The organism is Candidatus Binataceae bacterium, assembly GCA_035508495.1.
Lineage (GTDB): Bacteria > Desulfobacterota > Binatia > Binatales > Binataceae > JASHPB01.
This window is the reverse complement of the sequence record DATJMX010000010.1, coordinates 72,139-86,050: the sequence shown is the minus strand read 5'-3', so window position 1 is coordinate 86,050 and position 13,912 is coordinate 72,139. Positions and strand designations below refer to the sequence as shown.

Sequence of the window (13,912 nt, the reverse complement as noted above, 5' to 3'; positions counted from 1 at the left end):
TTGAGCCGCCGTGCGACGCAGCCTTTACACTACCCGGTCCGGGCTTGGCGACGCCCAAGGAGTACCTCCCTTCAAACGCGGCGGGCATGCCAAGGGAGGTAGGTTCTACCGAAGCCAACGCACCATCTGATAGTGCGCTTCCATCATCAATTCCGGTAACTGGGTCGATTTCAAGTCCCGTCGGATCAATTTTATCGATGGGGTCGTTTCCAGCATACGACGGAAAGTTTGTGCTTCCGCCACGGACGCCGACTGGATCTTCGGACAGCCAACGTTGAAGTTGCGGACTGTAGTACCTGTTGAGCGTATGGAACAAGCTCGTAGCGCCATCATACTCCATTCCCGCGAACAGGAACGGAAAGTTGCTTGAGTTGCCAGCCGTGGTGACGCCGCCGAACGGGTCATAAATATAAAGTGTTTGAAGACTGCCGGTTGTCGGATTTATCAGAGCAATCGTACTGCCCTTGCGAATCGTGAATGGGAATGAGATTCGTAGTTGTTGATCCCGTCTTGCTTGAGTAGTTCAATACCTCTCCGGTGCCAGGCATCCGAAAGAACTGATCCAGCCGGCTCGAATTGCTGTTCTGAATTTCCCAGACTCCATCGCTGAGATAATTTGAAGTCCCGTTTCCCGAAAGACTGGCGGAGTACCGCCGGCCAAACGCGTCATAGGAAAACGATGAGCCGCCGAACGCCTTCACGTGGGCGAAGCGATCGTGGATTACCTCAGAAACGGGCGTGCTGGCGTCTCTCGTGTACTGTTCGTCTCGGAGCAAGGACCGCACGTGCCCTTCAAGGATGGACAGATCCTAAACAGCGTCCTGCGGGAGGCGTTCGCTAAGACTGGCATGAAGCCTCCGCAGAGTGGGTCGGCTCGCACCTGCTGCCCACAGTCTAGCGACTGAGATGCTCCGCAAGGGTGCGTCGCTCGACGAGATCGGGGACGTGCTGCGCCATCGCTCGCGCATGACCACCACGATCTATGCGAAGTACGACATCGAAGCGCTGCGCTTGATCGCACTCCCATGGCCGGTTGGAGGAGGCACCCGATGATCACTCTCGCCGTCCACCTAAAACAGTACATCGCCATGCGCCGCAGCCTCGGCTTCGATCTCTTCTTCGCGGAACGGGTGCTGCGCAAGTTCGCGGAGTTCGCCGACCGCGAACGGGCTGACCACATAACGATCGATCTGTTCCTGCGCTGGAAGGAGCACTATGGCTCGGCCAACAACCTGACGTGGCTGGCCCGGCTCAGTACGGTGCGAGTCTTTGCCGGCTGGCTTCAGGGCTTCGATGCCTGAACCGAAGTTCCGCCACGGGCGCTGATAACCAGCAGACCGCGCCGGACTCGCCCCTACATCTATAAGGACGATCGGATCGCCGAGATCGTGGCTGAGGCGGCGCGGCTTCCATCATCGTACGGGCTGCGCGGCTGGACCTGTTCGACTCTGTTCGGACTGATCGCTGTGACCGGGCTCCGCGTGAACGAAGCCCTCGCTCTCGACGAAGAGGATGTCGAATCTCAAGCAAGGCGTTCTGACGATCCGCCGCGCGAAGAACCGCAAGAGCCGTTTCGTTCCGATCTCGCCTTGTGCAACTGAACGACTCAAGGCCTATCGATCAGAACGCAATCGTATCCTGGGAGCAGGCCGAGCCGCATTCTTCCTGCTCGAGAATGGCGAGCGCCCGACCGACTGCTGCGCCCGCTACAACTTCGCGCTGGTCTGCCAGCGAAACGGCCTTCGCGAGCCGCAGTCGTTCAATAAACATGGCCGCGGTCCGCGCATCCATGATCTCCGCCATACGTTCGCGGTGCGCACGATGATGGACTGGTATCGTTGTGGTCTCGATCCCGATCGCGAGATGCTCAAGCTCAGCACCTATCTGGGGCATGCAAGGCCTGATCTCACCTACTGGTACATCGAGGCAATCCCGGAACTGTTGCGGCTTGCTTGCGAACGTGCGGAACGTAACCTCGCCGGGAGGGAGTCGCGATGAAGCGGCATCCGCTCCCGATCTATGTGCAGCGCTTCTTCACCGAACGCCTCGCGACCCAGCTCCACGCCAGTCCTAATACGGTGGCGAGCTATCGCGACACCTTCCGGCTGCTGTTGAGGTATGCGGCGGACCGACTCAAGCGCGAGCCAACCCAGCTTCAGATCGCCGATATCAACACCGATCTGATCGGAAGCTTCCTGACCTTCGTCGAGACCAGACGCGGCAATGTCGCGCGCAGCCGCAATACGCGGCTGTCAGCGATCCGGTCCTTCTTCAACTACGTCGCCGGCAATGAGCCGCAGCTTCTGCATCACTGTCAGCAGGTACTGGCGATGCCGTCCAAGCGATACGAAAAGCGAACCATCAACTTCCTCACCCGCGCCGAGATCGAAGCTCTCATCCGGGTCGCCGATCCAACGACTCGATCGGGCCGTCGCGATCGAATGCTCCTTCTGCTCGCCTTACAGACCGGTCTTCGCGTGTCGGAGCTGATCCATCTGACCTGCGGCGACGTGGTGCTTGACACCGGGCCGCACGTGCGATGCATGGGCAAGGGACGAAAAGAGCGTACAACACCGCTCCGAAAAGACTGTGTGGAAGCGCTCCGTGTGTGGCTTGCTGAGCGCGGCGGCGCCGATAGCGAGCCGCTGTTCGTAAGCAATCGCGGCGATCGGTTCAGCCGCGATGCCGTCGAGCGGATCGTTCGCAAGCATGTCGAGTTGGCTGCCAGGACCTGCCCAACCCTCAAAGGGAAGCGCGTAACACCCCACGTGCTGCGCCACTGCGCTGCGATGCAGCTACTCCAGAACGGTGTCGATCGAACCGTGATCGCGCTCTGGCTCGGACACGAGTCCGTCGAAAGCACTCAAATGTACGTCCACGCCGATATCGAGCTGAAGGAAAAAGCGATGGCGAAAACGCAGCCAGTTGCACTCGCGCCCGGTCGCGATCGCCCAACCGATGAGATGCTCGCCTTCCTCGAAGGGCTCTAATTATGCCGACATCTCTCGCGCGCGCCCCATGAGCCACGCTGACCCGTTTGAAAAACGCGGCATAATCCGGAAGTCGGCATAATGTGTGTTATGCCGATATCGGCATAAGACCCACGGGACTACGAAAGACAAGGTTGAATGATGCCCGTGGAACAAACTGCCTGGCTTGGCAAAGAAACGCATCGGCAGACGAGGGAACGCGCCGCCGTCGTCGACGAGCGCGGGAAATATGCCGGCGATCACGCAGCCCGGAAACATTGCACCGTCGGCACCATCGATAAGCCCCGCGCTCTTGAGCTCAGCCACGATCTTTGTCTTGTTTGCATCTGAAAGTCCCGCGCGATGCTTCACGCAGGTGCGCTCGTTCGCGAACGCATCGAGGATCGCGCTGCGGATGCTCTCGTCCTTGATCTGATGCCCCCGGGTCACGATTAGCTTGTAGGCGGATTGCACGAACGGTGACTTCGCGGCAAGCATCTGCGCCACCGAGTTGCCAGCGCCCGGCTCGGTCTGATCGGCGCAAACCGCGGGTCACGTCCCGACGACCGCGGACGCAGCCAGGAGCAGGATCGCGATGCGAGTTGCGCGACCGACATCCGTTCTCCAATCCCTGGTCAGATCTATTCTTCGCCTCGCTATGTTGGGCAACGTTATCACCTCAATATACTCCACGACTATGTAAGCGTTTTGCTCAGTTGCTACTTCTCAATGTCTTGACTGGGACGAACTGATGAATCTGCAGGCATTAGCCAATCGCCCACCGAGTTGAGTTACTCAGTAACATCACTCGACGTTCGGCAAGTTAACAACACAGTGCCAAAGGGCGACAGGATGATCTCATATGAATCATAATGATGGATATGAAGATGATTTCCATTGGCTTCCTCGTGTGCACGTTGGGCTTCGCCGCGTGCGCATCGACTGCTTCAAATGGGGACATCAAATCCGCCGCCGCTGCTCCATCTAGTAAATTATGCTTAAGTGCTTTACCTAGTATTTCCGACCAAAGCGGCGATCAATCTCACTATATAATTCAACCCGGCGATCAACTGTCTATATCTTTCTATCTCAGTCCTGAGTTTGATCAAAAGGAAATTACTGTCCGTCCCGACGGTATTATCAGCCTGAAGCTGGTCGGCGACCTGCAGGCCGGCGGGCGCACCACCGACGAGCTCGCCTCGATGCTCGATAAGGCGTACTCGACCGAGCTGCGCTTTCCCGAAGCCTCGGTGCTGGTCACCTCGATGCCCGGCCGGGTGATCTACGTGGCAGGCCAGGTGACCAAGCCCGGCGAATTCCCGATGCATCCCGGGATGACGGCGGCGCAGGCGATCTCGGCCGCCGGGGGCCTTACCCCGGAGGCTGGGCCGGCCAATGTCGTCGTCGCGCGGCGCGACGCCTGCGGCAATATCGACGAGACTCCTATCAATCTCAAGGCGCTCGACCGCGGCAAGCCCGGCAGCGACGACATGGCCCTGTTGCCCGCCGACGTGGTTTACGTGCCGCGCAGCGGTATCGCTAACGCCGACCTCGCGATCAAGCAGTACGTGCGCGACTTGCTGCCGATCGAACCTTATCTCTCGCTGTCGCCAATTCCGTGACGCGGGAAGAACAGTTTATGCGTGACATTCAATACTGGATCGAAGTGATATTCCGCCGCCGGACGTTGATTCAACGCGTGATGCTGTTCGTGGTCGGGATCGTCGCGGCCGGCTCGCTCATCTGGCCGCCGCTTTACGAGTCGCGCAGCAAGGTACTGGTGCTGCCCAACGCCGCGTCAATTCTGTCCTCGCCGGGCGTGACGCAGGACGTCGACACGCCGCGCAACATTGCCAATCCCGTGACCGAGGAAGAGCTCAACTCCGAAGTCGAGATACTGACTAATCCATATCTCATCGAAGACGCCCTCGAAGGTGAAGAGGCACCGGCCGAGGGCGGTCCGGCGCAGCAGGCCTCGCGCGCGCTCGGCCTCGTTACCGGGATCCCGGGTTTTATGTACGGCGCGCTGCATCGGATGCCGCATCTTACCGACCATGACGCGGAAATCCTGAAGCTCCAGAGCCATGTGCGGGTCTCGCTTATCAATCGCTCGAACGTGATCGAAGTCGTCTTCCGCGCCCACGATGCGGCTTGGTCGCAAAAATTCCTGCGCCGCCTGATGGACGCGTATCTCGCGCTGCACGCGCGGGTCTCGCACGATCCGCAGGCCGAGAGCTTCTTCGAGGCCCAGGCCAACCTGCTGCGCGACAAACTGCATCATTCGGAAGAAGCGCTGCGGGCCGCGCAGATCCAGACCGGGATCATGAGCCTCGGCGATCAGAAGTCGCAGTCGGTGCTCGAGTACTACACGCTCGATACTGAATATCGAAAAACCCTGAGCCAGCTGAGCGGCGCCACGCAGCAGATAAGCTCGCTCGACGCGCAGCTCAAAGAAACGCCCCATTACACGCTCAAGGAGTCGCGCGTGGTCCAGAACCTGGCGCTGTCGCAGCTCAAGCCGCAGGTCCTTCAGATGGAAGCGGAGCGCGCCGAGCTGCTGAGCCGCTACCAGCCGACCAGCCAGCGGATTCGCGATATCGATGCCAAGCTCGACGCGGCGCGCAGGATACTCAGTCGCGAGAATCACACCGAAGTCCAGGAATCGACCAACGACATCAATCCGACCTGGGCCGCCCTCGATGCAGAACTGGCGCAATCGCGCACCCAGGTTGCGGCACTCGCAGCGAGCCGCGACACGCTCACCTCCGAGCTCGACCGTAATCGCCAGCGGATGAACTCGCTCACCACCGACGGCGTGACGATCGAGCGCCTGCAGCGGCAAGTCGACGCCGACAAGGACGCGTATCTTTCTTACATCCGCAAGGGCGAAGAGGCGCGGGCCGCCGAAGCACTCAATCAGCATCGGATTTTGAACGTCAGTATCGTGCAGGCGCCGACGGATCCGCTGCTGCCGATCTTTCCCAACGTCGCGCTGAACTTTATAGCGGCAATCGCACTGGGCTTTGTGCTCGGGCTTGCGGCGGCGTTCTTCGAGGAATGGCGCGATCAGCGCATTTACTCGGCGCAAGCCATTCGTGAATACACCGGCCTCTCCACGCTCGCGGTGCTCCCGGACGAGATGTAACAGGGCATGTATCTTTCGCACTTCGGACTCAAGGAGCCGCCCTTCGGCCCCACCGCTCCTGCGCAGTCTCTCTACCTCGGCATGGGGCATCGCGAAGGTCTCGCGGCCCTCGAATGGGGGCTTAGCGAGCCGAGCGGGCTGACGATGCTCGCGGGCGAAGTCGGCGCGGGCAAGACCACGCTGGTACAGGCGCTGGTGTCTCGCGGATGGCGCGACGTGCGCGTCGCGTGCGTCAGCGATCCCGGGCTTTCGTATCCCGAGATGCTTCGCCATATCGCCGAGCAACTTGGCGCCGCGCCGTCGGGTCTCGACCGCTTCAGTCTGCTGCGCGCGATTCGCGATCTGCTCGCGGCGCTTGCTCCCGAGGGGCGCGCGGCGGTGGTTTTCGACGAAGCACAGGCGCTGAGCGACGAAGTGCTCGACGAACTCAGGCTGCTGTCGAATCTCGGCGCCGGTGCGCTGGCGCCGCTCAAACTCGTGCTGGTCGGACAGCCGGAGCTGATCGAGCGGCTTAAACGTCCACGTTTTCGCGCACTCAATCAGCGAATCGGTGCGCGCGCCTTTCTTAATCCACTCAGCAGCGAGGAAAGCGCGGCCTATATCGAGCATCGAATGCGCGCTGCCGGCGCAGAGATGCGACGGGTTTTCACGAGCCGCGCGCTGAACCGTGTGCTCGTAAGCGCCGAGGGATTGCCGCGGCGAATCAATATCCTCTGCCATAACGCGATGATGACGGCGTACGCCGAGGGCCATCGCCGGGTCCGCGCGTCCGACGTCGACGCGGCCGTTGCGGACTACGACAACCTGCGCGGCGCCTGCGACACGGGCGATTCGGTGGAAGTCGAAAGCAATGAGCCAACCGTGACCGGCTCGTCGCGGCGGCGAGGCGCTGCGCTAATCGCGGCGGCGGGAGTCTCGGCGGCTGCGGTGCTGGGCGGATGGTATCTCGTCGCGAACGGCGACTTTCGTGCACGGTTCGACTCCACGGGCGCACAAGAATATCGGCCGCAGGAAAGGGCGATCGCCCAATCGCAATCGGCAAGTCCAGCTTCCGCGTCAAGTCGTTCGGCGAGCGACGACAGCCAAAGCGAATCCGCTCGCCAGGCGCAGCTTGCGCTGTCGGCGCCGAGCAGTCCTGCGGCCGCCGACTCGCCGCGCGCCGAGGCCAGCAATGCGTCGGTAGAGCCGGCGGGAGTCGTCGTGCAAGCGGGCGACACGCTGAGCTCGATCGCCAGAAACTACCTCGGCAGTGGCGACGCCGCAGGCGTTTCGCGCCTGATGCACGCAAACCCGCAAATCAGTGATTCAAATGTCATTTTTCCCGGCCAGACGGTCACGCTCATTCCCGCCCCTGGCAGCGGTAACGGAGAATCGCGATGAGCAAGTATTTTGAAGCGTTCAACCGGTCTGCCCAATCCAACCCGCATGTCGGCCGCCGTGCGACCGAGGAGTTGCACGAGATGCCCGAGGACGTCGCGCCGCTTATCACGGCGGTGCCGGCGGTGCATGCGGTCGCGGCGCGGCTTTCGCGCGCGCGATCGATCCAGCGTATCACCGAGCGCGTCGCACCTGCCGCCACGGTTCGGAAGCCGGTCCGGATGCTGATCAGCGGATGCCGTCCCGGCGACGGCGCGTCGAGCGTGGCCGTCGCGCTCGCCGTCGATCTGAGCCAGCGGCTCGGGATGCGCACCCTGCTCGTCGATGCGCATCTGCGGCATCCGACGCTGCGCCAGCTGATCGGCCAGGAAGGCGCGCCCGATCCGCGGATTATCGCCGACTCGCCCACGGGCAACTTTATCGTGCGCACCGGGCTTGCCCGGATGGAGCTGGCGACCTGCGTCGCGAAGTCGCCCGAGCGGATGGCGCAGGTGGCGAGCGAGCTCGATGCGATTATCAGCGACTATCCGGTCGCGATCGTCGACCTCGGCGTGCTCCGGCTCGATCCCGCAACCCTCGGCCTTGCGCGCGAAGACGATCCGATCGTGCTGGTCGTGCGCTACGGCCATACCGAACGCTCCGACCTCGTCACCACGGTGCGCGCGCTAAATGGCGCGGGCCGCCCCGTAGCTGGCGTGGTTTTAAATTCGAAACGCAACCCCGTACCGCAGATCGTGCGCCAATTCTTGGGCACAGGAGAGACAAGTGAGGCTTGAACGCTCGACTACTTCCGCCCTTCCTTCGACCGTGATCAGTCGCCCCCGGCATGTCAGCGGCATCGCCGTAGTCGGGCTCGGCTACTGGGGACCCAACTGGGTCCGCAACCTGAATCAGCTCAAGTGCGCCGATCGCATCGTATGCTGCGATCTGAGCCAGGACCGCCGCGACAGTATCGCCAGGCTCTACCCGGGCGTCGAAACGACGGCCGACCTCGACAGCGTGCTCGACGATCCCGAGATCGAAGCCGCCGTCGTCGCCACGCCGATCAGCACTCACTACCCGATCGGGATGCAACTGCTCGACGCGGGCAAGGCGGTGTTGATTGAAAAGCCGCTGGCCACCTCAGCCGAGGAATCGCTTGGGCTGCTCGAGCGCGCACGGCGCGACGGGCTGACCCTGATGGTCGGGCATACGTTCGAGTACAGCGCGCCAGTGCTGAAAATCCGCGAACTAATCGACGCGGGCGAGCTCGGCGATATCTTCTACATCAGCTCGACCCGCGCCAACCTCGGACTCTTCCAGCGCGACGTCAACGTGGTGTGGGATCTTGCCACGCACGACGTGTCGATCACGCTCAAGCTGATGGGCCGGATGCCGCAGGCGGTCTCGTGCCAGGGCCAGAGTCATTGCCGCACCGATATCGAAGACGTAGCGCTACTGGCGCTCCATTTCGACCATAACCAGATCGCGTTCATCCACGTGAGCTGGCTCGATCCCAACAAGATCAGGCGCACGACCGTGGTCGGCTCGCGCAAGATGCTGGTGTACGACGACACGGCGCTGCAGGAGAAAATTCGCGTCTACGACAAGGGCGTCACCGTCCTGCCGCGCTACGACACCTTCGGCGATTTTCAGCTCTCGTATCGCTATGGCGATATCCATATTCCGCGCATCGAGGAAGTCGAGCCGCTGCGCGTCGAATGTGAGCACTTCGTCGATTGTATCAACGCGGGTTCGACACCGGCGACCGACGGGATGAGCGGATGGCGCGTGGTGAGCGTGCTCGAAGCCGCCAATCAGTCGCTCAAGATGGGCGGGCGGCCGGTCGCGATCGATTCGGACGGCACGGTGCGCAATGAGCACTGAGGGCGAGCAGCTGACGCCTCATGCTTGCGTCGCGCCCGACGTGCGCCTGGGTGCGCGCGTGCGGCTTGCGCCGTTCGTGAATCTCTACGGATGCGTCGTCGGCGACGACACACGGATCGGCGCGTTCGTCGAAGTTCAGCGCGACGCGACGATCGGCGCGCGATGCAAAGTTTCCAGTCACAGCTTTATCTGCTCGGGCGTGACCATCGAGGACGGCGTGTTTATCGGACATGGCGTCGTGTTTATCAACGACCGCTTTCCGCGCGCGACCAACCCGGGCGGCAGCCTGCAGACCGAGGACGACTGGCTGATGGAACGCACGATTATCCGCCGCGGCGCGTCGATCGGCAGCGGCGCGATCATTATGTGCGGCATCGAAATCGGCGCGGGCGCGATGGTCGCGGCGGGGGCGATCGTCACCCATGACGTTCCCGCCGGCGAGCTCGCAGTGGGACAGCCGGCGCGGATGCGCGCGCTTGGGCCACGGATGCAATCAAAGAGGACCTTGGCAGATGACCATAAAGTTCGTTGACCTCGCCGCGCAGAATCGCGAAATCGCAGGTACCGTCGGACCCGAGCTCGCCAATCTGATGGAGACTTGCTCGTACGTCGGAGGACCGGCGGTCGAGGCGTTCGAGAGCGAGTTCGCGGCTTATCTCGGCGTGCGGCGCGTGGTGGGAGTATCGAGCGGCACCGACGCGCTGCGGCTGGCGCTGCTGGGCCTCGGAATCGGCGCCGGCGACGAAGTGATAACCGTGCCGGCCACGTTTATCGCCACCGCCGAAGCGATCGTGCAGACGGGCGCGCGGCCGGCGTTCGTCGATATCGATCCCGTCAGTTGCAACATGAGTAGCGCCGCGCTCGAAGAGTATCTGCGGCGCGGAAAATTCGGCACCGCCAACGGACCGCGCGCGGTGTTGCCAGTCGATCTATACGGGATGCCGGCGCCGATGGCCGAGATCACTGAGATCGCAAAGCGTTATGGACTTTTCGTGGTCGAGGACGCCTGCCAGGCGCATGGCGCGCGCTTAAGACTCGACGGGCAATGGGTCCGCGCCGGGACGCTCGGCGACACCGGATGCTTCAGCTTTTATCCGGGCAAGAATCTCGGCGCGTGGGGCGAAGGCGGCGCCGTCGCCATCAACAACGACGATCTCGCCGACAAGATCGCAAATCTGCGCGACCATGGACGGCTATCGCATTACACGCATAGTGCGCTGGGCTACAACGCCCGCCTCGACGCGATCCAGGCGATCGTGCTGCGCGCCAAGCTTGGGCATCTCGACGGGTGGAACGCGCGCCGGCGCGAGATCGCCGCGGCGTACACGCGGATGCTGGCGCAAAGCGGCGTGGCGGCACCGCGCGAAATCGAAGGCGCGGAGTCCTGCTATCACCTCTACGTAATCCGCAGCCAAAGGCGCGAAGCGATTAAGCAGGCGCTGACACAGGCGGCTATCCAGTCGGGAATTCATTACCCGGTGCCGCTGCATATGCAGCCTGCGTGCGCGTATCTCGGCTACCGCGCGGGTGAGTTCCCCGAAAGCGAGCGGCTGGCTGATACGGCGCTGTCGCTCCCGATGCATCCCCATTTGACCGACGCCGAAGCGGTCGAAGTAGCCAGGATCGTCCGCGAGGTTGCGTGATCCTCGACGAGCATCGCCGGCAGGGAATGCTTTACGCGGCCAGCGGCGCGGGCGCGTTTGCCGCAGCGCTGGTCGTCGCGGCACGGATCCATCCGATAGTTGCGTCCGGCGGTCATGGACAAGCCGCGGCGCCGGGCTTCGAAGCGCTCGCGCTGGCGACCGCGATGTGGACGCTGGCGGCTGGGATCGTGCGGCTTCATCGGCCGCGTCCGGGCCGGATCGAAGATCTGCTCGCCACCTCGAAGGCGGCCGTGATCGCAGCGATGCTGGGGCTGATGTCGTGGTATGCGGCCCATCTGGAGCCGCCGCCACGGCTGACCGCGGCGCTGGCTCTCGTCCTCGCGATCGTATTCGTCACCCTCGCGCGGTCGTTAACGCGGCTGCTGATAGGCGCGATCTATGCGCGGGCCAATATCGCAACTCCGCTCGTGATCGTGGGCTTCAACCCCCTTGCGACTTATGTTGCCGACCAGCTGCTCGACGAGGCGCCGCATTACGAACTGCTGGGATTTCTCGACTCAGAGAATCCTGACGATTCGTACCGCGGCCGCGAGGTGCTGGGCGGGATCGAGGCGCTCGACGATCTTGCCGCGCGCTATCACGGCCTCGAGGCGGCGATCGTCGAGCCCGACGCGACCAGCGAGGAAGTCGATCTCGCCGTCCGCGCCTGTGAGCATCTGCACGTCCGCTGGAAGGTGATGCCGTCGCTGTTCCGCTCGCTGTCGGTCGGGCTCACGGTCGACATGGCTGGCGTGGTGCCGCTGATCGGCCCGCGCTCGTCGAATATCGAGGGGCTTAACTTCGCCTTGAAGCGCCTGTTCGATATCGCCGTCGCTTCGATTCTGCTGGTGCTGGCGGCGCCGTTCATGGCGCTCGCGGCGCTGGCAACGCTGGTCTTGGACGGTGAGCCGCTGCTCTTTCGTCAGACGCGAATTGGAATTCATGGCCGGCGTTTCGAGCTGCTCAAATTCCGCACCATGCGCACCACGAATTCCGACGCGATCCATCGCGACTACGTGCGCAGCTGGATTCGGCCGAACAATCCCGCAGCGGCCGATAACGGCCAGGTCTACAAACTGACCGCCGATCCGCGAATCACGCCGGTCGGCAGGTGGCTTCGGCGTTTCAGTATCGACGAGCTGCCTCAGCTCATCAATGTGCTGCGCGGCGAAATGAGTCTTATCGGACCGCGGCCCGCCCTGCCCTACGAAGTCGAATGCTACGAGGATTGGCATCGCCGGCGCCTTGAAGCGCCGCCGGGTATCACCGGTCTCTGGCAGGTTAGCGGACGTAACCAGTTGTCATTCGAGCAGATGGTCCGGCTCGATATTCAGTACATCGAGGACTGGTCGCTCGGACAGGACCTCGCGATCCTGTTCCGCACGGTGCCGGCGATGATTCATGGAGACGGCGCGTGAGCGAGCCTCATCAGATCGAACCCGAAAGCATCGTTGGCGCGGTGTGGAACGGCGCGCTGCGCGGGGTGCGCGACAATGCACTCGCGGAAGTCGCGATGCAGGTGATCAAGCTCGGCGGCTTCGTGGTGCTGGCGCGAGCGCTGATGCCGTCGGATTTCGGAATCTTCAGGGTGGTGGCGGCGATCTCGATGTTTCTTGTGCCGTTTGCGGCTGCGGGTCTAAGCGATTCGCTGGTGCAGCGCGAGACGCTCGGCCTCGATCTCGAAGCGACCAGCTTTTGGGTTTCGACGATGGCCGCAATCGCCGTCGCAGTTGCCCTGTTCTGCGCCGCCCCTTCGATCGCATCGGCAATGCGGATGCCGTCGCTGTCGTGGGCCTTGCGCGCGATCTGCATCCCGATGCTTATCGAGTCGGGCGCGACGGTGAGCGGCGTGCGGCTTCGTCGTGGGCTTCGATTCGCGCCGCTGGCCAGGGCCGACGTATTTGGCGAGGCGGCGTTTTTCGGCACCGCGATCGCGATGGTTATCGCGGGCCATCGGCGCGAGAGCCTGATCACCGGGCTGGCCGCGCGGATGGCGACGCATGGACTAGCGGTTTACGTCGCCGACCCGTTCATCCCGCGCCTGCGCTTCAAGATTGCGGGCGACCTCGCCCTGGTGCGGTTTTCATCGAGCGTAGTCGGTGGACAGGCGCTGCGAACGCTCTCGTCCAACGCCGACTTCATGATGGTCGGATGGCTGCTCGGCAGCACCCAGCTCGGTTTCTATTCGATGGCGTGGGACCTTCTGCGCTTCGTGCCTGATCGAGTGTACGCCGTGGCGGGGCGCGTCGCGCTGCCGGCGTTCTGCCGTCTGCAGAATGACGATTCGGCGCTGCGCGAGGGCTATCGGGCGATCGTCGATTACTCGGGACGGCTCGTGATTCCGATGGCGGCGTGCGCCGCGGTGGCGGCGCCCGAGATTATCGCGGCGCTTTATGGCCCCGCCTGGGCGGGCACGGCGCTGCCGCTGCGAATCATGTCGTTTGGCCTCGCGATGATCGGCCTCAGGATGGCGGTCGGATCGATTTACTACGCCAAGAATCACCCGGCATACGAAATTTTTGTTCAGGGCGCGCGAGGTATCGCGACGATCACGACCGTGGGCACGCTCGCGGGCACGGGCCTTTTCGGCGTGAGCCTCGGGATGAGTCTGCTCGAAGGCGCGATGACGCTGCTCGCGCATGCTCTGGTCTGCACGCTTATCGGCACCGCGTTCATGAGCCTGCTTGCCAATGCGGCGCCGGGAATAAAGAGCGCGCTCTGGTGCGCGCTTGCGACGGCAGCGGGCAAACTCCTCGCCGACGCCGGGGATATTCACGGCGCGATGGCGCTGCCGATAGTCACGATCGGACCCGCGATCGTGTTGGCCTGGTTCGAATTCGAAACCACGTCCAAGCTGCTGGGCGCCTTGATCGCGACGCGTCCGGCGGTAGCACGTGCGCAAGGCTGAGAAG

15 protein-coding genes are annotated in these 13,912 nt (G+C 62.9%); 13 read left to right on the top strand and 2 right to left on the bottom strand.

Annotated elements, in window-relative coordinates:
• A partial coding sequence (locus tag VMA09_03450; GenBank protein ID HUA32634.1) for an RHS repeat-associated core domain-containing protein occupies positions 1-352 on the bottom strand: 352 nt, incomplete at its 3' end.
• A gap of 554 nt (positions 353-906) precedes the next feature.
• Between VMA09_03450 and VMA09_03445 the strand changes: the two genes are divergently transcribed.
• The 4 genes from VMA09_03445 (at position 907) to VMA09_03430 (ending at position 2,990) form a co-directional block, all read left to right on the top strand.
• The gene (locus tag VMA09_03445) at positions 907-1,053 is read left to right on the top strand and encodes a hypothetical protein (GenBank protein HUA32633.1); all 147 of its coding nucleotides are present in this window, start codon (positions 907-909) and stop codon (positions 1,051-1,053) included.
• The gene (locus tag VMA09_03440) at positions 1,050-1,301 is read left to right on the top strand and encodes a hypothetical protein (protein HUA32632.1); all 252 of its coding nucleotides are present in this window, start codon (positions 1,050-1,052) and stop codon (positions 1,299-1,301) included. The genes VMA09_03445 and VMA09_03440 overlap by 4 nt, the downstream gene beginning before the upstream one ends.
• 211 nt (positions 1,302-1,512) lie before the next feature.
• Positions 1,513-1,998, top strand: a complete 486-nt coding sequence (locus VMA09_03435) for a tyrosine-type recombinase/integrase (protein HUA32631.1) — start codon at positions 1,513-1,515, stop codon at positions 1,996-1,998.
• Complete coding sequence (locus VMA09_03430) at positions 1,995-2,990, top strand: tyrosine-type recombinase/integrase (protein HUA32630.1); 996 nt, start codon at positions 1,995-1,997, stop codon at positions 2,988-2,990. The genes VMA09_03435 and VMA09_03430 overlap by 4 nt, the downstream gene beginning before the upstream one ends.
• Here the strand turns inward: VMA09_03430 and VMA09_03425 are convergent, their stop codons facing one another.
• Positions 2,991-3,476, bottom strand: coding sequence for a hypothetical protein (locus tag VMA09_03425; protein HUA32629.1), 486 nt, complete (start codon positions 3,474-3,476; stop codon positions 2,991-2,993).
• Positions 3,477-3,856: 380 nt separating this feature from the next.
• On the opposite strand from VMA09_03425, the gene VMA09_03420 reads away from it, so the two are divergent.
• Genes VMA09_03420 through VMA09_03380 form a run of 9 tightly spaced genes read left to right on the top strand, consistent with a single transcriptional unit; the run spans position 3,857 to position 13,908 of the window.
• Positions 3,857-4,591 (top strand): polysaccharide biosynthesis/export family protein, encoded by a 735-nt coding sequence (locus VMA09_03420; GenBank protein ID HUA32628.1) that lies wholly within the window; start codon positions 3,857-3,859, stop codon positions 4,589-4,591.
• Between the two features lie 17 nt (positions 4,592-4,608).
• A complete protein-coding gene (locus VMA09_03415; GenBank protein HUA32627.1) occupies positions 4,609-6,114 on the top strand; it encodes a GumC family protein in 1,506 nt (501 codons plus the stop codon).
• A 6-nt stretch (positions 6,115-6,120) separates the two neighbouring features.
• Positions 6,121-7,494 carry an AAA family ATPase gene (locus VMA09_03410; GenBank protein ID HUA32626.1) on the top strand — a complete coding sequence of 458 codons (1,374 nt, stop codon included), beginning with the start codon at positions 6,121-6,123 and terminating at the stop codon, positions 7,492-7,494.
• The gene (locus VMA09_03405; protein ID HUA32625.1) at positions 7,491-8,267 is read left to right on the top strand and encodes a hypothetical protein; all 777 of its coding nucleotides are present in this window, start codon (positions 7,491-7,493) and stop codon (positions 8,265-8,267) included. The genes VMA09_03410 and VMA09_03405 overlap by 4 nt, the downstream gene beginning before the upstream one ends.
• Positions 8,257-9,357, top strand: a complete 1,101-nt coding sequence (locus VMA09_03400; protein ID HUA32624.1) for a Gfo/Idh/MocA family oxidoreductase — start codon at positions 8,257-8,259, stop codon at positions 9,355-9,357. The genes VMA09_03405 and VMA09_03400 overlap by 11 nt, the downstream gene beginning before the upstream one ends.
• On the top strand, positions 9,347-9,889 hold the full coding sequence (locus tag VMA09_03395) for an acyltransferase (protein HUA32623.1): 543 nt from the start codon (positions 9,347-9,349) through the stop codon (positions 9,887-9,889). The genes VMA09_03400 and VMA09_03395 overlap by 11 nt, the downstream gene beginning before the upstream one ends.
• On the top strand, positions 9,870-11,000 hold the full coding sequence (locus tag VMA09_03390; protein ID HUA32622.1) for a DegT/DnrJ/EryC1/StrS family aminotransferase: 1,131 nt from the start codon (positions 9,870-9,872) through the stop codon (positions 10,998-11,000). Before VMA09_03395 ends, VMA09_03390 begins: the two co-directional genes overlap by 20 nt.
• A complete protein-coding gene (locus tag VMA09_03385) occupies positions 10,997-12,418 on the top strand; it encodes a sugar transferase (GenBank protein HUA32621.1) in 1,422 nt (473 codons plus the stop codon). Before VMA09_03390 ends, VMA09_03385 begins: the two co-directional genes overlap by 4 nt.
• Positions 12,415-13,908 (top strand): oligosaccharide flippase family protein, encoded by a 1,494-nt coding sequence (locus VMA09_03380; GenBank protein HUA32620.1) that lies wholly within the window; start codon positions 12,415-12,417, stop codon positions 13,906-13,908. The genes VMA09_03385 and VMA09_03380 overlap by 4 nt, the downstream gene beginning before the upstream one ends.
• The last annotated feature ends 4 nt before the right edge of the window (positions 13,909-13,912 follow it).

Excerpts from the sequence above, each read along its gene's own strand:
- VMA09_03405 (HUA32625.1), top strand. The coding sequence starts at position 7,491 with ATGAGCAAGTATTTTGAAGCGTTCAACCGGTCTGCCCAATCCAACCCG.
- VMA09_03395 (HUA32623.1), top strand. The coding sequence starts at position 9,347 with ATGAGCACTGAGGGCGAGCAGCTGACGCCTCATGCTTGCGTCGCGCCC.
- VMA09_03440 (HUA32632.1), top strand. The coding sequence starts at position 1,050 with ATGATCACTCTCGCCGTCCACCTAAAACAGTACATCGCCATGCGCCGC.
- VMA09_03410 (HUA32626.1), top strand. The coding sequence starts at position 6,121 with ATGTATCTTTCGCACTTCGGACTCAAGGAGCCGCCCTTCGGCCCCACC.
- VMA09_03430 (HUA32630.1), top strand. The coding sequence starts at position 1,995 with ATGAAGCGGCATCCGCTCCCGATCTATGTGCAGCGCTTCTTCACCGAA.
- VMA09_03420 (HUA32628.1), top strand. The coding sequence starts at position 3,857 with ATGATTTCCATTGGCTTCCTCGTGTGCACGTTGGGCTTCGCCGCGTGC.
- VMA09_03390 (HUA32622.1), top strand. The coding sequence starts at position 9,870 with ATGACCATAAAGTTCGTTGACCTCGCCGCGCAGAATCGCGAAATCGCA.
- VMA09_03415 (HUA32627.1), top strand. The coding sequence starts at position 4,609 with ATGCGTGACATTCAATACTGGATCGAAGTGATATTCCGCCGCCGGACG.
- VMA09_03445 (HUA32633.1), top strand. The coding sequence starts at position 907 with ATGCTCCGCAAGGGTGCGTCGCTCGACGAGATCGGGGACGTGCTGCGC.
- VMA09_03435 (HUA32631.1), top strand. The coding sequence starts at position 1,513 with ATGTCGAATCTCAAGCAAGGCGTTCTGACGATCCGCCGCGCGAAGAAC.